Source organism: Bifidobacterium sp. LH_426 (assembly GCF_056356875.1).
This window is the reverse complement of sequence record NZ_JBKEVB010000005.1, coordinates 180,001-200,534: the sequence shown is the minus strand read 5'-3', so window position 1 is coordinate 200,534 and position 20,534 is coordinate 180,001. Positions and strand designations below refer to the sequence as shown.

Below are 20,534 nucleotides of genomic sequence, written 5' to 3'. Positions count from 1 at the left end.
TCACTGTCCGGCGAGGGTCCGTTTCGTCGCGCCACGGCGAGTCCGAGTCGTCAAGAGCGCCGTGATGAGGGCGGCCGCGAGGATGACCGCGATGGCGGCGAATGCCAGCGTCGAGCCGAGTATGGATTGCGCGTGTCCGGTGGCGGTGGGCGCGAGTGTGGTGGACAGCGCGGAGATGGACACGATGAGGGCGGTGCCCATCGAGGAGGCGATCTGTCCGACGGTGTTGGTCACGCTTTGCGCGTGTCCGATGTTTTCGTTGTCGAGCGCGTTGATGCCCCAGGTGTTCACCGGGGTCATGGCGAACATGAGTCCCGTGTAGAGCACGGTGTAGGCGCATGCCGTGAGGATAACCGAGGCGTCCGCGCCGAGCAGAGCCATGAGCACGCCGCCGATGGTCATGACCGTCAGGCCGGGCAGGGCGACCTTGCGGATGCCGTATTTGTCGAACATGCGGCCCGAGACGATGCCGCAGCATGCGCCGATGAGGGCGCCGGGAAGCATGGCGAGCCCGCTGGCGGTGGCGGATGCGCCGAGCACGGTCTGGATGAACATCGGCACCATGACGTTGCAACCCATGAGGGCCGCCTGCATGCATGCCACGATGATCACCGAATGCGCATAGGTGCGGTTGGCGAGGATTCCGACGCGCAGCATCGGTTCCTTCGCCTTGAGCTGTCGGCGCACGAACACGGCCACGAGCAGCACGCCGACGACGATCAGCGAGACGGTGAGCATCATGTTGCCGGTGGACGTGAACGTGGACAGCCCGTACAACAGGCATGCCAGACCGACCGAGGAGAGCAGCACGGAGACAAGGTCGAACGCACCCGGTTGGAAGCCGTCGAAGTTACGCAGGTAGACGGCGGCCAACGCGATGACGATCAGCGAGACTGCCGCCATGATGACGAACAGCGTGCGCCAGCCGAACGAGTCGATGATCACGCCGGAGACGGACGGGCCGAGCGCCGGGGCGAAACCGACGACGAGTCCTGTGATACCCATTGCCGTACCGCGGCTTTCCTTGGGGAACACGAGCAGGATCACCGCGGTGACCATCGGCATGATCGCGCCGGTGCACAGGGCCTGCAGCACCCGGCCGACCATGAGCAGGGGGAAGGTCGACGCGAATGCGGCGACGAGACTGCCGGCCGCGAACAATGAGATGCATCCAATGAACAGCCTGCGGGTGGAGAAGCGCCCCATGAGGAACGCGGCGAGCGGGATGACCATCGCCTCGACCAGAGAATAGCCGCTGGACAGCCACTGAACGGTGGTGGAATCCACCCCGAGGTCCTTCATGATGGACGGCAGCGCCGGCGTGACCACCGACATGTTGAGCACGGCCAGCAATGTGCCCATGAGCAGCACGATGACCATGATCCATTGTTTTCTGTTGATGCCAAGTTTCACAATAACACTCCAATAAGCAATAGTTATTGATTATTCAACGGGCATCAATTATTATCGAAACGCAACGGATGACAACCACCGATATGCGACATTTCTCGCTTATTCGACGATTCGCCTGAATCGTCGAACAACCCACGGCTTATGGGACGGAGCGGGAATGACGCTACCGGCAGAACGAAAGGAGCATGGTGACCGATCTGCGCATCATCAAAACCCGCAAGGCAATCCGCGAGGCGTTCCTGCGCCTACGGGCATCAGGAGTTCCGGTCTCGAAGGTCAAGGTCAAGGGCATCTGCGACCTTGCGCTCGTCAACCCGAGCACGTTCTACAAGCATTACCTCGACGTATACGACCTCAACGACAAGCTTGAGGACGAGACCATCGACGCGATGCTGGAGCATTACCCCGACAAGGACAAGATCCTGTCCGATCCACCCGCATTCCTCAATGGCTGGAGACCGGCCATCGACAGCCAGATCGACGATCTGCGCGTCCTGTTCGCAGGCCGCCCCGAAGCCATGTTCCGCAAAATCGAATCGACGCTCGTCGAACGTTACTCCGCCCGAGCAGCGAACGAACGCGAGCGCATCGCCGCCGTCTTCTCCATCGCCGGGGCCCTCCACTCGCTTGGCCTGCTCAAGCTGGAAGGCGGACAAAGCGACGACGAGATCATCGCGGCGGTCGTCGAAAACCTCAACGCCATCGCCGCTCGGATCCCCGACGGGCGATAACGAACACCCCCTATACGAATCAACGGCATCATCACACGGATACTCTTTAATCATCTAGTCGATCATCATGGAACAAATAACAGAACGTCATCCCATCCCCTCGTCGGCATCGAACGCACCGTGCTGGCCGCGATGGTGTTCCTGACGCTCGGCATTGTGATCCGTTCGGCATGCGGCACCATCGGACTGTGGGCCGGCACGTTCGTCATCGGTTGCTCGATCGCGGTGGGCAACGTTCTGGTGCCGGCCATAGTCAAACGCGATTACCCCGGTCACACATCACTTGCCACCGGCATGTACTCCGCATACATGACCGGCATGGCCGCGTTCGCCTCGGCCGTGACATTGCCCCTGTCCGATGCAATCGGGCGGCGGGGCACGCTCGGCATCTGAGCCATTCCCGCCGGAATCGTCACGCTGCTGTAGCTGTGGCGTTCACGGGCGAATGCGCGAAGGACGACCCCGGCTGCGAAGACCACCACCGATGCGCAGCCCCGCAGCCGACGGAGTACGGCATCGGAGACCCGACTCCGAGTCTCCATGTGGAAAAGGCCGGAGGCATGGGCCGTCACCCTGTTCATGGGGCTGCAATCCGTGAACTATTACGTGTGCGCCACCTGGCTGCCCACCATCGAGGTCTCCTTCGGCGTGCCCGCCGACCGGACCGGCTGGCATCTGGCGGTCTTCCAGCTCGTCGGCATCGTCATGGGACTGCTCATCCCCGTGCTGCTGAAGGGCGACAGCCAGGTCGCCGCCGTTGTCGTCGCCAGCGTGCCATTGGCCATCGGCGCGCTCGGACTGGCATTCGCGCCGCGGCTCGATCTGCTGTGGATCATCGTCGCCAGCATCGGCTCGGGATGCTCTCTGGTCATGGCGCTCTCATTGATCGGATTGAAGACCTCGACCACCGAGGAGACGACGCAACTGTCGGACATGGCTCAATGCGTCGGATACCTGCTCGCCGCGGTCGGTCCCATGTTGGCCGGAACAATCTACGACATCACCTCGGGATGGCGGACGGTGCTCATCATGCTGGCCATACTGGCCGTCGCACAGACCGCCATCGGCATCATCATCGGACGGAATACGGAAGCGGGGCGATGACATGCTCGGCGAAACAACCCACGACGCAATGGTACTAGCCCGGTCGGTGGGCTACTATCGCAATCGGCGGCCGATCCTTGCCGACGTGAACCTCACCATTGCCACCGGCGGACTATGGGTGCTGCTCGGACCGAACGGAGTGGGAAAATCCACACTGCTGGAAATGATCGCGATGCGCACCTACCCCAACGTCGGCGAACTGCGCGTCTTCGGGGACCGAACAGTCGCGGGCTCGGACCCGGAGCGTCGTCGCACCCGCGTGGCCATCGTCTCGGCGGCGTTCGGGCACAACATCGGGTCGGGAATGAACCCGCTCACGGTCGTCGTCTCGGGGATTCCACGAGGAACGAAGGATTCGGCCGACGAGGCATACGAGAAGGTGTACGCGATGATGCGCCGGCTCGGCATCGCATATCTGGCCGGCAAACAGTGGCGCAACCTGTCCGAAGGCGAACGCACGAGGGTGATGATCTCACGCGCGCTCGTCTCGCCGGCGGATCTCCTGATCTTCGATGAACCGACCACCGGCCTTGATCTGGGCGGCCGTGAAACGGTGTTGCGAGAACTGTCGGCGCTGGCCTCGCGAGGGGACGAGCGCACGATGCTGCTCGTCACGCATCAGGTGGAGGACATCCCCGCCGGATTCGACCATATCGCGATGATGGGCCGAATGATGGAACACGAGTGCATGACATACCTCGACACGCATCCGCGCATCTACGCCACACTTGACGGCAACACGACACCGGGAACCATCACGTTCACCGGACCACTTGACGAAGGACTTACCGACGAACGTCTCGAATCGATGTTCGGCGTCCCGCTACACGTAGAGCGAACCGGGCAGCGATGGAGGGCCTCGCACCGGCTGCGTTTCGCATGAGCGGTCCGAATGAATGCCTCGTCGCCGGCTCCAGTGCTCCTCAGTCATTATGTCGCATTCGACTGGGGAGCACTGGAACCGATGCAGACACAACCGGGACACAGCGACCGCGGAAAACAACGAAATCAGCAGCGATCAGCGAAATCTCACGAAAGTCGTCCAAACGGCGTCATTGCAACGAAAACGCACCTAATGAAGTCCTCGAAAACCAGCGAATCAACCCTTCAAAATAACAAGGGGTTGCTCATTCGTCATCAGATGAATAGGGAGCACATGTCGCTCTCTTCGACATCGCAACCAGCGAAGCAAGCGAAAGCAGACCGCAAGAGTGCTAACACAGCTTCAGAACGGCATTCGCGACACGCCGCATGATTCCGCCATTTCCAAGCTCCAAGACGCTAACATTTTGCTAACAATGACCGTCACAATTTGCCAATCGCAGCGGCCTGAACAAAGAAACTCGAAACTCAAAAATGGCTTAATTCCAAGGTTTCTGAGGTCAACCAAGACGGCTGACCCGAGCCAAGAACCCTCGAATCCTAACAGGATGTCGCAGGTTCAAATCCTGTCAGCCCGACCCGTAGCCCTTGCTCACCCACCGGTGAGCAAGGGCTTTTTCTTTCTCTCTCCCCCGCCCGCAACTCCCATGGTGCGGCAACACAAAATCTCCATATCGGCGGAAAATGGCCGTTTGCGGCAACCGCACCATGAGGGTTTCACCGCACCATGGGGTCGCGGTCCCGGCACGGCGGCACGGTGGCACGATGCCACGGCGGCACGGGGCCTATGATCCCGGCACGGCAACGTCGACAACGCGGGTATCGGGTATACGGAAAAGACCCCGGGTTCCTTGGGAACCACGGGGTCTTGCCGGTGTCCGGGATGAGACTTGAACTCACACGCCTGTATAAAATAGGCACTAGCACCTCAAGCTAGCGCGTCTACCATTCCGCCACCCGGACAGGTGTTGTCTTGGCAACGAGTGAATACATTACCAGAACATGACGAATCGTCAAATCCGCGACACGCCGGTGGAGCGGAAAGACCGCCCCGCCGGCGCGCCCGTCGGGAACATCCGTCAGAAGTTGCGCGGCTGCTTCGGCTTCTCGGCGCTCATCAGCAGCATGAAGCTACGCGACTGCGCGGTAATCGCGAATCCGGCCTCGTAGTTGAGCACGGGCCCCTTCGGATTGTGCGTGTCGACGATGAGCTTCCACTTGCGCCCATAGCGCTCGTCCGGCAGCGTGAACTGGATGGGCTCGTAGTGGGCGTTGAAGATGAGGATGAAGTCGTTGTCGACCATTGGGTTGCCGTAGTAGTCGAGCTCGGGGATGTTGGAGCCGTTGAGGTACACCATCATCGAGAACGCGTGCGTGTTCTGCCAGTCCTCCATATCCATGATGGAGCCGGTGTGGTCGAACCATTCGACCTGCGGGATCGTCTCCGTGTCCTCCCCCGGCTCACGGCCGGAGAAGAAGCGGCGGCGGTGCAGGACCGGGTGGTCGAGACGTAGGTGGATGAGCTTCGAGACGAACTCGAACATGTCCTCGCGGGTCTCGTCGAGGTCCCAGTCGGTCCACGAGATCTCGTTGTCCTGGCAGTAGGCGTTGTTGTTGCCCTGCTGCGTGCGCTCCACCTCGTCGCCGCCGCAGATCATCGGGATGCCCTGGCTGACGAGCAGCGTGGAGAGCATGTTGCGGATCTGGCGCTGGCGCAGCTCGTTGACGTCGCGGATCGTGGTCGGCCCTTCGACGCCGCAGTTCCACGAGCGGTTGTTGCTTTCGCCGTCGCGGTTGCCCTCGCCGTTCGCCTCGTTGTGCTTGCCGTTGTACGAGACGAGGTCGTTGAGGGTGAAGCCGTCGTGTGCGGTGATGAAGTTCACGGAGGCGACCGGTCGGCGCCCGTTCATCTGGTACAGGTCGGACGAGCCCATGAGTCGCGACGCGAACTCGGGCAACGTAGACGGCTGCGAGCGCCAGAAGTCGCGCACGGTGTCGCGGTAGCGGCCGTTCCATTCGGACCAGCTGGACGGGAAGCCGCCCACCTGATAGCCGCCGGAGCCGAGATCCCACGGTTCGGCGATGAGCTTGACGCGGCTGATGATCGGATCCTGCTCGACGATGTCGAAGAACGCGGACAGCTTGTCGACCTCCTGGAACTGGCGTGCCAGCGTGGCGGCAAGATCGAAGCGGAAGCCGTCGACGTGCATTTCGGACACCCAGTAGCGCAGCGAGTCGGTGATGAGCTGCAGGGCGTGCGGCGAGCGCATGAGCAGCGAGTTGCCGGTACCGGTGGTGTCGAAGTAGTGCCGCTGGTCGTTGTCGACGAGACGGTAGTAGGCGCGGTTGTCGATGCCCTTGAAGCTCAGCGTGGGGCCCATGTGGTTGCCTTCGGCGGTGTGGTTGTACACCACGTCGAGGATGACCTCCATGCCGGCCTGGTGGTACGCCTTGACCATCGACTTGAACTCGTTGACCTGCTGACCGCGCTCCCCCGCCGACGAGTACGCGTTGTGCGGGGCGAAGAAGCCGATCGTGTTGTAGCCCCAGTAGTTCGACAGGCCCTTCTCCTGGAGGAACGAGTCGTTGACGAACTGGTGGATCGGCATGAGTTCGATGGCGGTCACGCCGAGCTTCTTCAGGTATTCGATGACGGTCGGGTAGGCGAGACCCGCGTAGGTGCCGCGGATGTCCGGCGGCACGTCGCGGTTGAGGTTGGTCATGCCGCGCACGTGCGCCTCGTAGATCACGGAATCGTGGTACGGGATGCGCGGGTGCTGGTCGTTGCCCCAGTCGAAGTACGGGTTGACGACCACGGATTTCATGGTGTGGGCGGCGGAGTCCATGTCGTTGAGCACGCCGTCGTTGTCCGGGTCGGAGAAACGGTAGGAGAACAGGCTCTCGTCGCCGTCGATGTTGCCTTCGATGGCCTTGGCGTAGGGGTCGAGGAGCAGCTTGGCGGGGTTGCACCTGAGGCCCTGGCCGGGGTCGTAGGGGCCGTGCACGCGGTAGCCGTAGCGCTGTCCCGGCTGGATGCCCGGGATGTAGTTGTGCCAGACGTACGAGTTCTGCTCGGTCATCGTGATGCGCGTCTCGTTGTCGTCATCGTCGAACAGGCACAGTTCGACGCTGTCGGCCACTTGGGAGAACAGCGCGAAGTTCACGCCGGCGCCGTCGTAGCTCGCGCCGTACGGATAGGTCAAACCTGGTCGTATCTGCATATTCACCAGTATCGCACCTCCATGTGTGGTGAATCGTCACCGTATATGAACAGTCGGTGATGGGTTGGGTCGCCGCCGTCGAATCGTGGCGATCCGCGATTCGGCGGCGCTCGTCGGCGGTCATGGGCCGCCGGAAGTCGTCAGTCGTGTGCGGTCAGTCGCCGTATCGTCTCGTGTTGGATGGCGATGATCGAATTGGACGCGGTGATGCGGGTGGCGAGAAGCTCCTCCCAGCCGACCCACGCGGATTCGACGTGCTCGTCCGGGTCGAAGTGCCGGGGCACGTTCCTCCACGCGTCCAGATGGATGACCATGATGTGGGCGAGTTCGTCGGTCATCCCCTCCGACGAATAGTAGTCGCCGACATGGTCGATGCGCATCGCCTCGTCGGAGGCGGGGGCGACGCCGGTCTCCTCGGCGAGTTCGCGCAGCGCCGCGGCGCGCACGTCCTCGCCCTCGTCCATGAGCCCGGCGGGCAGCCCGTACGCGAAGATGTCGCTGCCCGCGCGGTACTCGCGTTCGATGAGGTAGCGGTCCGTGGTCACGTCGTGCACGAGCATGACGACGCAGGGGGCGTGACGCAATACCTGCCGGCGGATCGGCACGACACCGCCGCCGTTCGTGGTCAGTCCGATGGTCATGTCCTCCACGTGGAAGATGGCGCCGCGGTAGACCTCGCGGCGTTCGATCACCTTCGCCGGCACGTTCATGTCGATGCCGTCGGAGCTGGCGTCGAGCACGGCGCGTTCGTCCGTCATCGTCTCACTCCCCTTCCGTCGTCATGTCCGTCGTCGCGTCAGCGCTCCGGTGGAGCGAAAGCGTCCACGGATCCGTGTCGCGGCGGATCCAGTTCGTTTCAGGGCGTTCGCCGAAACGCCGTTCGAGCGCGTCGGCGATGTCGCCGACGGCGTAACGGAACCACATCGATTCGATGGCCGAGTGCGGCGTGTTGACGAGGCACGGGCGCGCGTGCGCGTCGCCCGTGCCGAGCGTGACGCCCGCCGCGCGCATCGACGCCTCGTATCGCGCCTGTTCGATGGCGTCGGTGGCCGGATGATGGCGCAGGTCGCTGGTCACGTACACGTCGACGCCGGCGGCGCGCACCTCGTCGAACAGGGAGTCGCCGGAGCCGGGCAGCACGGCGACGGTCTCGACGGGCGTATCCGGGTCGCCGCACGCCTGCACGCCGAGCGCGGTGTCGATGGGCAGCGCGTCGCACACGCGTCGCGCGAACTCGCGCAGCGTGACGGGCTCCGGCAGGCGTCCGACGCGGCCGAGTCCGACGGGACCGGCCGCGCCCGGATCGTCGATCGGCACAAGCGCGCGCTGGTCGACGAGGCCGAAGCCGTCGGCCGCGGCCTGTCCGACGCCTCGCACCGCGCAGTCCGCGTTGGTGTGTCCCACCCACAGCGCGCATCCGGAGCGGCTGAGACGGTTCACGATCATGCCGCGCGCGCCCAGCCCGGACACCTGATGCACGGAACGGAAGAACAGCGGATGATGCGCGACGAGCAGGTCCGCGCCCCATTCCAGCGCCTCGTCGATCACGGCCATGGTCGGGTCGCAGGCGAACGCGATACGCGTCACCGGCGCCGTGAGGTCGCCGACGATGAGGCCGGGCGCGTCCCAGCTTTCCGCATATTTGAGCGGATACAGCGTTTCGAGCGTGTCGACGGCCTGGTTGAGGTTCGTCATCCTTCTCTCCTTTCCTTTCCGACGGCGGCCGGCCGGTGCTGGTCGGATGCGGGTCAGTGCGCGGCGAGTTGCCAGTCGTCGCCGATGCCGGTGGACACGTCCAGCGGCACGTCGAGCGCGACGGCGTGCTCCATCGCGTCCCTGACGAGTGCGGTCGCCCGCTCGGCCTCGCCGGGCGCGATCTCGACGACGAGTTCGTCGTGGATCTGCAGGATGATGCGGCTCTTCAGCCCGCCGTCCCGCAACGCCGAATCGGCGCGGATCATCGCGATCTTCATGATGTCGGCGGCCGTGCCCTGGATGGGCGCGTTGAGCGCGGCGCGTTCGGCGGCGTCGCGCACGGTGCGGCTGGTCGACTTCAGTCCCGGGAAGTAGCGGCGGCGGCCGAACATCGTCTCCGTGTAGCCTTTGCGGCGCGCCTCGGCGACGCATGATTCGAGATAGTCGTGCACCTTGCCGAACGTGGCGAAGTACTTGTTCTTGAGGCCCTCCGCCTCGCCGGGGCTGATCTTGAGCTGCTGGGACAGGCCGTACGTGCTCAGTCCGTAGGCGAGGCCGTAGCTCATGGCCTTCACGTGGCTGCGCTGGTCGGCGCTGATCTCGTCGACGGGCAGCTGGTAGACGAGGCTCGCCACGTAGCGGTGGAAGTCGGCGCCGCTGCGGAACGCCTCGATGAGCGCCTCGTCGCCGGACAGATGCGCCATGATGCGCAGTTCGACCTGCGAATAGTCGCAGCTCATCAGCGATTCGAAGCCCTCCCCCGGCACGAACGCGGAGCGGATCTCGCGTCCGGCCGCATTGCGGTTGGGGATGTTCTGCAGGTTCGGGTCGACCGAGCTCAGACGCCCGGTGGCGGCCACGGTCTGCTCGAACGTGGTGTGGATGCGCCCGTCGGCCGGGTTGACCGCGTCGATCAGCGTGGCGACGATCTGCTTCAACTTGTTGGTCTCGCGGTGGCGCAGAAGCGCGCCGAGGAAGCCGCTGGCCCGATCGTCGTCCGCGTTGCGCACGTACAGGGTCTGCAACGCGTCCGCGTTCGTCGTGTACGAACCGGATTTGGTGCGTTTCGTGGGCTTCAGGCCCATGTCCTCGAACAGGACCTTGGCGAGCTGCTTGGGGCTCTGCAGGTTGACGCGCGAACCGGCGTTCTCCCAGGCGATGCGCTGCGCCTGCTCGGCGTCGGCCGCGAAGCCGGCGCGCATGTCCTCCAGGCGGCGTTCGTCGACCTTCGCGCCTTCCGCCTCCAGCCCGTACAGGACGCGGGAGACGGGCAGCTCGATGTCGGTCAGGAGCTTCGACTGGTCGTCCGCGGCGATGCGCGGCCTGAGCTCGCGGGCGAGCGCGGCGACGATGGCCGCGTCGCGCAACGTGCCCTGATCGGGTTCCGCGCCGTCGTTCGCGCCGTCCACCGCGGCGCCGCCGGTCTCGTCGGCGTCGCCCGCGTCAAGGTCGAGCAGACCCTGCGTCGCCTCCTCGTGCTCCTCCAGATGGAGGTCGAGGAACTGGGCGGCGGCCTGTTCGAGCGAATCCGCGTGGAAGTCGGGTTTGACGAGGTAGCCGGCGAGCTTCGTGTCGAACGCGGGGGTCGGCAATGCGACGCCGGCGGCGGCGAGCAGATGCAGATGCTCCTTGTATCCGTGGACGGTCATCGTGCCCGCGTGGGCGGCCACCACGTCGCGCAGTGTGTCGACGATTCCGTCGTCCGCCAGCGCCGGCTTGTCGACGACGATGGCCTCGCCGCCGGCGAGCAGCACGACGGCGTCGACCGCGGCGCGGCCCGGACGCGCGTCTCCGGACGCGTACAGCACCCAATCGGGCTGATCGTCGGCCGTTCCGTCGGACGTTCCGTCGGCTGTTCCGTCGGCCGCGGGCAGATGGCGCTCCGCCCACGCACGCAGGGACGCGGCGTCCGCCGCACGTTCCGCATGCGGCATGTCGAGCGTCGGGGAATCGTCGGCGGCCGTCGACGCGCCGGACGGGAGCACGGGCGCGACGCCGTTGTTGAACGTCTTCATCAGACGGCTCTTGGTGCGCGCGCCGAATTCGAGCTTGGTGAAGAGGGCGTCGAGACGTCCCGCGTCGATGCCGGAGAACGTGAGGTCGTCGACGGTCACGCCGAGGTCGACGTCACGCACGAGCGCGTTGACCTTGCGGTTGAGCATCACCTGGTCGATGTTGGCGCGCAGCGCCTCGCCCTTCTTGCCGCCGATCTCGTCCGCATGCTCGCGGATCGCGTCGAGGGAGCCGTACTGGTTGATCCATTTGGCGGCGAAGCCGTCACCCACGCCGGGCACGCCGGGGATGTTGTCCGCCGTCTCGCCGCGCAGGGCCGCGAGATCCGGGTACTGCTGCGGCGTCACCTTGTATTTGGCGACGACCGCGTCCGGCGTCATGTGCTTGAGGTCCTTGAAATGGTGGCCCGGGTAGAGCACGGTGACGTTGTCGTCGATGAGCTGGAACGCGTCGCGGTCGCCGGACAGGACGAGCGTATGGTAGCCGGCCTTCTCGCCCATCGTGGCGAGCGTGCCGATCACGTCGTCGCCCTCGTAGCCGGGCTTCTCGATGTAGGTGACGCCCAGCGCGGCGAGCATCTCCTGGATGAGCGGCAGCTGGGTGAGCAGCTCCTCGGGGGCCGCGTCGCGCGTGCCCTTGTACTGGGGCAGCAGCTCGTTGCGGAAGGTGCCGCCCTTCACGTCGAAGGCGACGGCGAGATGGTCGGGCTTCTCCGAATCGACGACTTGCGAGAGCATCGAGGCGAAGCCCCAGACGGCGTTCGTGGCCTGTCCGGAGGAGGTGGAGAAGTTGTCGACCGGTAGAGCGAAGAACGCGCGGAACGCCAGCGAATGGCCGTCTACGACCAGCAGCGTTCCGCGCGTCGGCGTGGATTCTTGTTGCGCCATGTATCCGTGAACGTCCGTTCCGTTCGGCCCGTCTCAGCGCTCGTTGCGTTCCGGCTTCGGGTCGCCGTACTTGGCGATGATGGCCATGGCGAGACGCTTCTTCGGGATGCGCTGGTCCATCGAGGTCTTCTGGATCCAACGGAACGCGCCCTGCTCGGAGAAGTCCGCCTTGTCCATGAGCAGACCCTTCGCGCGGTCGACGAGCTTGCGCTCCTCCAGCGTGTCCTGCGCCTTCTGGAGGTCGGCCTGCGCCTTGGCGAGCTCCTCCTTGGTCTCCTTGAGCTTCGCCTCGCTGCGCTCGACGTTGTCGAGTAGGTCGTTGATCTCGGCGAAGCGGCCCATGGCGACCTCGAGGGCCGGGATGAGCTTGGACTCCTCGTACGGCTTGGTCACGTAGGCCATGGCACCGGCGCCCGTGGACTTCTTGACGAGGTCCGGCTGGGAGAAGGCGGTGAGCATGACCACGGGGGCGATGTTCTCGTCGCAGATCAGGCCGGCGGCGGTGATGCCGTCCATGCGCGGCATCTTGACGTCCATGCACACCACGTCCGGGCGCTTGGCACGCGTCAGTTCGACGGCCTCCTCGCCGTTGGCGGCCTCGCCGACGACCTCATAGCCGTTGTCCTCGAGCATGCCGACGAGGTCCATGCGGTTCACGGATTCGTCCTCGGCGACCACGACGGTGCGCTTGCGGTTCTCGTCCGCCTCCGCCGGGGCGGCCTCCTCACGGGGAGCGGCGGCCTCCTGCGCGACGGCCTCCAGCTCCTCCTCGGTCAGCACGGGCTCCATCTTCGGAGTCTGATCATCGGCGTTCTTAGCAGCCATGCCAGTCCTTTCCTCATATGCTTACAAAGTCATCCTTGGCGATTTTAACGCATAATCCCAGTGCCCGCCCGCACGACGTGCCCTCCCCTGAACGAAATCGCCACGCGGGACGCGCATCATGTGCGCCGCATCGCGCCGATGTGCTATATTGTCACGAGTGCCTTACGGCATCGTCGATAACCGGATACGCCCCCGTATCCCAATTGGTAGAGGAAGCAGCCTCAAAATCTGCGCAGTGTGGGTTCGAGTCCCACCGGGGGCACGGCTGAAATCCCCGCAATCTTCATGGTTGCGGGGATTTTCTGTATTCGTTCGGGCACAGTGGGCATACGTGGGCATAAAGGAAGGGTCCCTTATCAGCTATCAGCCGTGACGCTGATAGCTGATAAGGGACCCTTTCGCCGGCTCGTTCCGGCTTACGCCGGGAATTCGCCTATCGGCTCATTTCCGCGCTGATGGAATCAGTCGCAGGCGCCCACGGTGTGGACGTAGATGGAGTCGGTGCTGCCCGGCTGGTGCTCGCCCTGGGCGGAGCTCAGGATGACGATCTTGTCGCCGTCGACGACCTTGCCGGCGTCGCGCAGCAGCTTGTCGGTGAAGACCATGAGGTCCTTGCGGGACTTGTCATGGTAGTCCTCTTCGAGCAGGAAGGCCTCGGTGCCCCAGGAGAGGGCCAGCCAGTGGTAGGTGTGCTCGTTGTTGGTGATGCCGTAGATCGGGGCGGCCGGACGCTCGCGGGAGACGCGGTGCACGGTGTTGCCGGTCTGGGTGTAGGCGACGATGGCCTTGGCATTGAGCTTGTCGGCCAGGTCGACGGCGGCGGAGGAGACGGCGCCGGTGGAGGACATGTCGAGGTTCTTCAGGGCCGGGATGCGGTCGAAGCCGTGCTCGGTGGCGAAGCCGGAGATGCGGGACATGGTGGCGACGGTGACGGCCGGGTACTCGCCGACGGCGGTCTCGTTGGAGGTCATGGTGGCGTCGGCGCCGTCGAGCACGGCGTTGGCGCAGTCGGAGGCCTCGGCGCGGGACGGGACCGGGGAGTGGACCATGGAGCCCAGGACCTCGGTGGCCACGATGACCGGCTTGGCGTAGTGGCGGGACAGCTCGATGATGCGCTTGGTGGCCAGCGGGACCTCCTCGAGCGGGCACTCGACGGCCATGTCACCACGGGCGGCCATGATGCCGTCGAAGGTCTTGACGATGTCCTCGAGGTTCTCGAGGGCCTGCGGCTTCTCGATCTTGGCGACGATCGGGATGCGGCGGCCTTCCTCGTCCATGATCTCGTGGGCGCGGTCGATGTCGGTGGCGAAACGCACGAAGGACATGGCGATGATGTCGGCGCCGGTGCGGATGGCCCAGCGCAGATCCTCTTCGTCCTTCTCGGTCAGGGCCGGCAGGGAGACGGCGACGCCCGGCAGGTTGATGCCCTTGTGGGAGGACACCGGACCGGCCACGACGACCTTGGTGTACACGTTGTTGCCCTCGACCTTGGTGACCTCGAGACGGACCTTGCCGTCGTCGATGAGAATCGGGTCGCCCGGGTGGCAGTCGCCCGGCAGGCCCTTGAAGGTGGTGGAGGTGATGTGCTCGTCGCCCTCGACGTCGTCGGTGGTGATGACGAACTCCTGGCCTTCCTTGAGCTCGACCTTGTCCTCGCCCTCGGCGTTCTTCTTGAACCAGCCGCAGCGAATCTTCGGGCCCTGGAGGTCGACCAGCACGGCCACGTTGCGGCCGGCGGCCTTCGAGGCCTGACGCACGTTGTTGTAGACCTTGAGGTGGTCCTCCGGGGTGCCGTGCGAACGGTTCAGACGGGCCACATCCATGCCGGCCTCGACGAGGCTGGTGATGCCCTCGAGGGATTCGGTGGCGGGACCGATGGTGTCGACGATCTTGGCTTTGCGCATGTTGCCTATTCCTAACTATTGCAAGGGACGCAGGCCGGACGACCTACGTTTTCCACGGAACAGTGTACTAGCTTTCGCCCGTTCCTTCCAGTTTTCCCATCGGTGTGTTGTTAACGCTCACAGCCCAATCGCCGCAATACAAAGAACGCCCACGGAAAATCCCCTTTCAGGGAATTCCGTGAGCGTTCTCGTAGAATTCACCGGGCCGACGGATCATCCGCCGGCCGTCGGCCCCGATCGGCCGTCACGCCGACGTCACTCGCCGTCCGCGCCGGACTCCACGGCGGGCTTCGATCCCTTGCCCGCGTCCATCGCTTTCATCTTGACGACCGACGCGAGAGCCGCGCCGCCGATCGCGACGACGATCACGGCGAGCGACAGCCATGTGGGCACCTCGGGCACCCAGTGGACGCCCTCGCCGCCGTTGATGAACGGCAGCGTGTTGCCGTGCAGCGCCTCCATCACCAGCTTCACGCCGATGAACCCGAGCACGACGGACAGGCCGAGCGGCAGGTAGACGAGCTTGTCGAGCAGGGCTCCGAGCAGGAAGTAGAGCTGCTGCAGACCCAGCAGGGCGAACACGTTCGACGTGAACACGAGGAACGGGTCCTTCGTCAGACCGAAGATGGCCGGAATCGAATCGAACGCGAACATCACGTCGGTGGTGCCGATGGTAAGGAACACGATGAGCATCGGCGTCCAGTAGCGCATGCCGTTATGGGTGGTCCTGAGCTTCTCGCCGTCGTATTCGTCGGTGATGCGGATCACCTTGCGCAGCGTGCGGATGATTCCGTTCTCCTGGTACTCCTCGTCGTCATCGCCGCCGATGACCAGCTTGACGGCCGTATAGATGAGGAACGCGCCGAAGATGAAGAACACCCACGTGAAACGGCTGACGAGCGCCGCGCCGATGAGGATGAACACGCCGCGGAAGAGCAGCGCGATCGTGATGCCCACGGACAGCACGTACTTCTGAATCTGCTTCGGCACGGCGAAGTTCGACATGATGATGACGAACACGAACAGGTTGTCGATGGACAGCGAATACTCGGTGAGCCATCCGGAGTAGAACTCGATCGCGGGCTTGGAACCGGCGAAATACCAGATGCAGCCGCCGAAGATCAACGCCATGACCACGAAGAAGGCGATGTGCTGGACGCATTCCTTCGTGGAGGGCACGTGCGGCCTGCGTCCGATGACGAACAGGTCGACGATGAAGAACAACGCAAGCACCACGAACGTGGCGATTTCAAATGCAAGAGGGGTTTCGGCCATGATTCCCTACCCTAACGCATCTCTATGACCGCTCTTCCCCGTTGCCGTGGCTCACTCGTTCGCCTTCGCTTTCCCTGCGACGCTCGCGACGCTATCGCTGCTCGCTGCTACGAAGGCTCACTCGTTCGCCTTCGTCATCTGACGCAGCTCCTTCTTCAGATCGCGGATCTCATCGCGCAGACGGGCGGCGAGTTCGAACTGGAGCTGTTCGGCGGCGGTGTGCATCTGCTCGCTCAGCTGGCGGATCAGATCGGCGAGGTCCTGGGCGGGCAGTCCGGCCTTGAGGATCTCCTCATGGCGCTTGTCCGCCTCGGCGGCGTCGAACGCGGGCACGCCCAGATGCGTGTTGCCCGCCTTGCCGGCGTTGCGGTAGCCGCCTTCGAGCAGGGTGGCCGTGTCCACGTCCTCCTTGGCGAGCATGTCGTTGACGTCGCTGATCTTCTTGATGAGCGGCTTCGGGTCGATGCCGTGCTCCTTGTTGTACGCGATCTGCTTCTCACGGCGGCGTTCGGTCTCGTCGATGGCCTGCCGCATCGCCTCGGTGACCTCGTCCGCGTACATGATGACCGTGCCGGACACGTTGCGCGCCGCGCGGCCGATCGTCTGGATGAGCGAACGGTAGGAGCGCAGGAAGCCCTCCTTGTCGGCGTCGAGGATCGCGACGAGCGACACCTCGGGCAGGTCGAGGCCCTCGCGCAACAGGTTGATGCCGACGATCACGTCGATCTTGCCTTCGCGCAGCATGCGCAGCAGCTCGACGCGGCGCAGCGTGTCCACGTCGGAGTGCAGGTATTCGACCTTGATGCCCCGTTCGAGCAGATAGTCGGTGAGGTCCTCGGCCATCTTCTTGGTGAGCGTGGTGACCAGGGCGCGCTCACCCTTGGCGACGCGGTCCTTGATCTCGGCGAGCAGGTCGTCGATCTGCCCCTCCGTGGGACGCACCTCGACCTTCGGGTCCAGCAGTCCGGTCGGACGGATGATCTGCTCGACCACCCCGTCGGACAACCCTAGCTCGTAGTCGCCGGGCGTGGCGGACAGGTACACGGTCTGGCCGACGCGTTCAAGGAACTCCGGCCATTTGAGCGGCCGGTTGTCCATCGCGGAGGGCAGGCGGAAGCCGTGTTCGACGAGCGTGCGCTTGCGCGACGCGTCGCCCTCGTACATGGCGCCGATCTGCGGGACGGTCACGTGCGACTCGTCGATGACGAGCAGGAAGTCGTCGGGGAAGAAGTCGAGCAGCGTGTGCGGCGGCGTGCCGGGCGCACGGCCGTCGAAATGTCGTGAATAGTTCTCGACGCCGGAGCACACGCCCACCTGGGTGAGCATCTCGAGGTCGTAGGTGGTGCGCATGGTGAGGCGCTGCGCCTCCAGCTCCTTGCCCTGCTTCCTGAGTTCGGCGACGCGCTCGTCGAGCTCCTCGCGGATCGTCTTCAACGCGCGTTCCATACGCTCCGGCCCGGCCACGTAATGCGAGGCGGGGAAGATGTGCACCTCGTTCTCCTCGGCGATCTCGTCGCCGGTCAACGGGTGGAGCGTGGAGATGCGGTCGATCTCGTCGCCGAAGAACTCGATGCGCACGGCGAGCTCCTCGTACACGGGGATGATCTCCACCGTGTCGCCGCGTACGCGGAACGTGCCGCGCGTGAACGCGATGTCGTTGCGCTTGTACTGCATGGCGACGAACTTCCGCAGCAGCTGGTCACGGTCGATCTGCTGGCCGACCTTGAGCAGCAGCATGCGGCCCGCGTATTCCTCCGGCGTGCCGAGGCCGTAGATGCACGACACGGTGGCGACGACCACGCAGTCGCGTCGCGTGAGCAGGTTGGCGGTGGCCTGGTGGCGCAGACGCTCCACATCGTCGTTGATGTTGGAGTCCTTCTCGATGTACGTGTCGGTCTGCGGGATGTACGCCTCGGGCTGGTAGTAGTCGTAGTAGGAGACGAAATAGCTCACCGCATTGTCCGGCATGAGCTCGCGGAATTCGGCGCACAGCTGCGCGGCGAGCGTCTTGTTCGGCTCGATGATGAGCGTCGGCCGCTGCAGCCGTTCGATGAGCCAGGCGGTGGTGGCGGTCTTGCCGGTGCCGGTCGCGCCCATGAGCACGACGTCGTTCTCGCCGTTCTCGATGCGTGTGGCGAGCTCGTCGATGGCCTGCGGCTGGTCGCCGCTCGGCCGGTACGGCGATTTGACGACGAACGGCCTGTCCTCGCGCTGGATGTTGAACCCCATCACTGCTCCTTCCATTCGGCGACCAGTCTATCAACCTGCTCGAACATGCGTTCGAGCGGCTGTGTGGCGTCGATGACGGCGTCGGCGATCGCCTCGCGCTCCGACCGCGTCGACTGGTGGCGGATGCGTGCCTCGGCCTGCTCACGCGTCATGCCGCGCGTCGCGACCATGCGTTCGATCCGCGTCTCGACGGGTGCCTCGACCGTGACGATATGGTCGAAGCGGAACGGGATGTCGCCGATCACCTCGGCGAGCAACGGCACGTCGTGCACGACGATGGCCGCGGCCGGATGCATGCGTTCCATGCGCGCCGCCGCGGCGTAGATCAGCGGATGCTCGATCGCGTCGAGCCGCTCCCGCGCGCCGGGTTCGGCGTCGCGCCCGAACACGTGGTCGGCGACCCATGCACGGTCCAACGTGCCGTCCGCCGCGACGGCGTCGTCGCCGAACTCACGCGCGATGGCCGGCAACGCCGCGCCTCCCGGCGCCACGACCTCGCGCGCCAACGCGTCATAGTCGATGTGCAGCGCGCCGTCCTCGCGCATCCGCGCCGCCACCGTGCTCTTCCCCGCCGCGATGCCCCCGGTCAATCCAATCCGAATCACGAAAACGCTCCTCCCCTTCTCTCCATCTCCCCATTTCCCATGGTGCGGTGAAACCCCCATGGTGCGGTAGGCGAAAACGACTTGATTCCGCCGTTATGAAGAAAGTGTGTTGCCGCACCATGGGAGAGATGGCCGATGATACGACGAAACCCGGCCCATCGGGACCGGGTTTCGTTTCAGGCGTTACGCCGTGAGCTCATGCCGTGAGGCGGAACTCACTTGCCGAGCAGCTGGTCGCGCAGGGCGGCGAGCTGATCGGAGTCGGCGAGCGTGCCGGTGGAGGTGTTGTCGGAAGAGTAGTTGGACACCTCTTCGACCTTCTCCTCCTTCGGGCCCTGGCCGTCGGCGGCAGCGGACTCCTCCGCGTGCTCGAGCTCCTTGGCCACGAACTCCTTGTGCTCCTCCCACAGCTGGTGGGCGGCCGCGTACTGGGACTCCCACTCCTCGCGCTGCTTCTCGTAGCCCGCGATCCACTCGTTGGTGTTCGGGTCGAAGCCTTCGGGGTACTTGTAGTTGCCCTGCTCGTCGTACTCGGCCGGCATGCCGTAGATGGCCGGATCGAAGTCCTCGGAGGCCGGGTCGACGGAGTCGTTGGCCTGCTTGAGGGACAGGGAGATGCGGCGACGATCGAGATCGACGTCGATCACCTTGACGAACACGGTCTCGCCCGGCTTGACCACGGTCTCCGGGTTCTCGACGTGACGGTTGGCGAGCTCGGAGATGTGCACCAGGCCCTCGATGCCGTCCTCGACGGAGATGAACACGCCGAACTGCACGATCTTGGTGACCTTGCCCTTGACGATCTGGCCGGGGACGTGGGTGCGGGCGAAGCGCTGCCACGGATCCTCCTGGGTGGCCTTGAGCGACAGGGAGATGCGCTCGCGGTCCAGATCGACGTCCAGCACCTCGACGGTGACCTTGTCGCCGACCTTGACGACCTCGGACGGGTGGTCGATGTGCTTCCAGGACAGCTCGGAGACGTGGATGAGGCCGTCCACACCGCCGAGATCGACGAACGCGCCGAAGTTGACGATGGAGGAGACGACACCCTCGCGGATCTGGCCCTTCTTGAGCTGCGAGAGGAAGGTCTCGCGCACTTCGGACTGGGTCTCCTCGAGGTACTGGCGACGGGACAGGACCACGTTGTTGCGGTTCTTGTCGAGCTCGAGGATCTTGGCCTGGATCTTCTGGCCGATGTACGGGGTGAGGTCGCGGACGCGACGCATCTCGACCAGGGAGGCCGGCAGGAAGCCACGCAGGCCGATGTCCACGATGAGGCCGCCCTTGACGGCTTCGATGACGGTGCCCTCGACGACGCCGTCCGCTTCCTTGATCTTCTCGATGTCGCCCCAGGCGCGCTCGTACTGGGCGCGCTTCTTGGACAGAATCAGACGGCCTTCCTTGTCTTCCTTCGTGACGACAAGGGCCTCGACGGTGTCGCCGACCTCGACGACCTCGTCCGGATCGACGTCCTTCTTGATGGAAAGCTCGCGGGAGGGGATCACACCCTCGGTCTTGTAGCCGATATCCAGGAGGACCTCGTCGTGATCGATCTTGACGACGGTACCCTCGACCAGATCACCATCGTCGAAGTTCTTGATGGTGGAATCGACTGCCTTGATGAAGTCCTCTTCGGTGCCGATGTCGTTGATGGCGACCTTGGTGACCTCAGTGTTGTTCTCTGCCATGTAGGTAATGGTTTCTCAATAGTTGGATGGATAATTACTCGATATTCAGTTATGGATGTGCC

15 protein-coding genes and 2 tRNA genes are annotated in these 20,534 nt (G+C 64.4%); 5 read left to right on the top strand and 12 right to left on the bottom strand.

What is annotated here, in order from left to right; genetic code table 11:
- Positions 1 to 1,380 (bottom strand): DHA2 family efflux MFS transporter permease subunit, encoded by a 1,380-nt coding sequence (locus tag AC1AYD_RS07025; RefSeq protein ID WP_476544872.1) that lies wholly within the window; start codon positions 1,378 to 1,380, stop codon positions 1 to 3.
- A gap of 218 nt (positions 1,381 to 1,598) precedes the next feature.
- On the opposite strand from AC1AYD_RS07025, the gene AC1AYD_RS07020 reads away from it, so the two are divergent.
- From AC1AYD_RS07020 to AC1AYD_RS07005, 4 genes are all read left to right on the top strand, one after another.
- Positions 1,599 to 2,144: a hypothetical protein gene (locus AC1AYD_RS07020; RefSeq protein WP_476502175.1), complete on the top strand. Its 546-nt coding sequence runs from the start codon at positions 1,599 to 1,601 to the stop codon at positions 2,142 to 2,144.
- A gap of 120 nt (positions 2,145 to 2,264) precedes the next feature.
- The gene (locus AC1AYD_RS07015; RefSeq protein WP_476502174.1) at positions 2,265 to 2,537 is read left to right on the top strand and encodes a hypothetical protein; all 273 of its coding nucleotides are present in this window, start codon (positions 2,265 to 2,267) and stop codon (positions 2,535 to 2,537) included.
- 33 nt (positions 2,538 to 2,570) lie between these two features.
- Positions 2,571 to 3,248 (top strand): MFS transporter, encoded by a 678-nt coding sequence (locus AC1AYD_RS07010; protein WP_476502207.1) that lies wholly within the window; start codon positions 2,571 to 2,573, stop codon positions 3,246 to 3,248.
- Position 3,249: 1 nt separating this feature from the next.
- A complete protein-coding gene (locus AC1AYD_RS07005) occupies positions 3,250 to 4,131 on the top strand; it encodes an ABC transporter ATP-binding protein (RefSeq protein ID WP_476502173.1) in 882 nt (293 codons plus the stop codon).
- A gap of 874 nt (positions 4,132 to 5,005) precedes the next feature.
- Here AC1AYD_RS07005 and AC1AYD_RS07000 read toward each other — a convergent pair.
- From AC1AYD_RS07000 to AC1AYD_RS06975, 6 genes are all read right to left on the bottom strand, one after another.
- A tRNA-Leu gene (locus AC1AYD_RS07000) sits at positions 5,006 to 5,093 on the bottom strand.
- Positions 5,094 to 5,209: 116 nt separating this feature from the next.
- Complete coding sequence (gene glgX, locus AC1AYD_RS06995) at positions 5,210 to 7,351, bottom strand: glycogen debranching protein GlgX (RefSeq protein WP_476502206.1); 2,142 nt, start codon at positions 7,349 to 7,351, stop codon at positions 5,210 to 5,212.
- A 140-nt stretch (positions 7,352 to 7,491) separates the two neighbouring features.
- Entirely contained in the window at positions 7,492 to 8,109 is a 618-nt protein-coding gene (locus AC1AYD_RS06990) for an NUDIX hydrolase (RefSeq protein ID WP_476502172.1), read from the bottom strand.
- 4 nt (positions 8,110 to 8,113) lie between these two features.
- The gene (locus AC1AYD_RS06985; RefSeq protein WP_476502171.1) at positions 8,114 to 9,046 is read right to left on the bottom strand and encodes a Nif3-like dinuclear metal center hexameric protein; all 933 of its coding nucleotides are present in this window, start codon (positions 9,044 to 9,046) and stop codon (positions 8,114 to 8,116) included.
- Positions 9,047 to 9,099: 53 nt separating this feature from the next.
- Entirely contained in the window at positions 9,100 to 11,946 is a 2,847-nt protein-coding gene (gene polA, locus AC1AYD_RS06980) for a DNA polymerase I (RefSeq protein WP_476502170.1), read from the bottom strand.
- Positions 11,947 to 11,979: 33 nt separating this feature from the next.
- Entirely contained in the window at positions 11,980 to 12,771 is a 792-nt protein-coding gene (locus AC1AYD_RS06975; RefSeq protein WP_476502169.1) for an ANTAR domain-containing response regulator, read from the bottom strand.
- A gap of 188 nt (positions 12,772 to 12,959) precedes the next feature.
- Here AC1AYD_RS06975 and AC1AYD_RS06970 point away from each other — a divergent pair.
- Positions 12,960 to 13,033, top strand: a tRNA-Leu gene (locus tag AC1AYD_RS06970).
- A gap of 199 nt (positions 13,034 to 13,232) precedes the next feature.
- Here the strand turns inward: AC1AYD_RS06970 and pyk are convergent.
- The 5 genes from pyk to rpsA all read right to left on the bottom strand — a co-directional run bounded on the left by pyk (position 13,233) and on the right by rpsA (position 20,472).
- Complete coding sequence (pyk, locus tag AC1AYD_RS06965; protein WP_476502168.1) at positions 13,233 to 14,675, bottom strand: pyruvate kinase; 1,443 nt, start codon at positions 14,673 to 14,675, stop codon at positions 13,233 to 13,235.
- Between the two features lie 255 nt (positions 14,676 to 14,930).
- Entirely contained in the window at positions 14,931 to 15,950 is a 1,020-nt protein-coding gene (locus AC1AYD_RS06960) for a TerC family protein (protein WP_476532767.1), read from the bottom strand.
- 117 nt (positions 15,951 to 16,067) lie between these two features.
- On the bottom strand, positions 16,068 to 18,179 hold the full coding sequence (gene uvrB, locus AC1AYD_RS06955) for an excinuclease ABC subunit UvrB (RefSeq protein WP_476502166.1): 2,112 nt from the start codon (positions 18,177 to 18,179) through the stop codon (positions 16,068 to 16,070).
- A complete protein-coding gene (gene coaE / locus AC1AYD_RS06950; RefSeq protein WP_476502165.1) occupies positions 18,179 to 18,844 on the bottom strand; it encodes a dephospho-CoA kinase in 666 nt (221 codons plus the stop codon). Before coaE ends, uvrB begins: the two co-directional genes overlap by 1 nt.
- A 155-nt stretch (positions 18,845 to 18,999) precedes the next feature.
- Complete coding sequence (gene rpsA / locus AC1AYD_RS06945) at positions 19,000 to 20,472, bottom strand: 30S ribosomal protein S1 (protein WP_476502164.1); 1,473 nt, start codon at positions 20,470 to 20,472, stop codon at positions 19,000 to 19,002.
- Positions 20,473 to 20,534 lie beyond the last annotated feature (62 nt).

Bases quoted from the DNA above. Each gene is read 5' to 3' on its own strand.
- AC1AYD_RS07025 (WP_476544872.1), bottom strand. From the start codon at position 1,380: ATGGTCATCGTGCTGCTCATGGGCACATTGCTGGCCGTGCTCAACATG.
- AC1AYD_RS07020 (WP_476502175.1), top strand. From the start codon at position 1,599: ATGGTGACCGATCTGCGCATCATCAAAACCCGCAAGGCAATCCGCGAG.
- AC1AYD_RS07005 (WP_476502173.1), top strand. From the start codon at position 3,250: ATGCTCGGCGAAACAACCCACGACGCAATGGTACTAGCCCGGTCGGTG.
- glgX (WP_476502206.1), bottom strand. From the start codon at position 7,351: ATGCAGATACGACCAGGTTTGACCTATCCGTACGGCGCGAGCTACGAC.
- AC1AYD_RS06990 (WP_476502172.1), bottom strand. From the start codon at position 8,109: ATGACGGACGAACGCGCCGTGCTCGACGCCAGCTCCGACGGCATCGAC.
- AC1AYD_RS06985 (WP_476502171.1), bottom strand. From the start codon at position 9,046: ATGACGAACCTCAACCAGGCCGTCGACACGCTCGAAACGCTGTATCCG.
- polA (WP_476502170.1), bottom strand. From the start codon at position 11,946: ATGGCGCAACAAGAATCCACGCCGACGCGCGGAACGCTGCTGGTCGTA.
- AC1AYD_RS06975 (WP_476502169.1), bottom strand. From the start codon at position 12,771: ATGGCTGCTAAGAACGCCGATGATCAGACTCCGAAGATGGAGCCCGTG.
- pyk (WP_476502168.1), bottom strand. From the start codon at position 14,675: ATGCGCAAAGCCAAGATCGTCGACACCATCGGTCCCGCCACCGAATCC.
- AC1AYD_RS06960 (WP_476532767.1), bottom strand. From the start codon at position 15,950: ATGGCCGAAACCCCTCTTGCATTTGAAATCGCCACGTTCGTGGTGCTT.
- uvrB (WP_476502166.1), bottom strand. From the start codon at position 18,179: ATGGGGTTCAACATCCAGCGCGAGGACAGGCCGTTCGTCGTCAAATCG.
- coaE (WP_476502165.1), bottom strand. From the start codon at position 18,844: ATGGGGGTTTCACCGCACCATGGGAAATGGGGAGATGGAGAGAAGGGG.
- rpsA (WP_476502164.1), bottom strand. From the start codon at position 20,472: ATGGCAGAGAACAACACTGAGGTCACCAAGGTCGCCATCAACGACATC.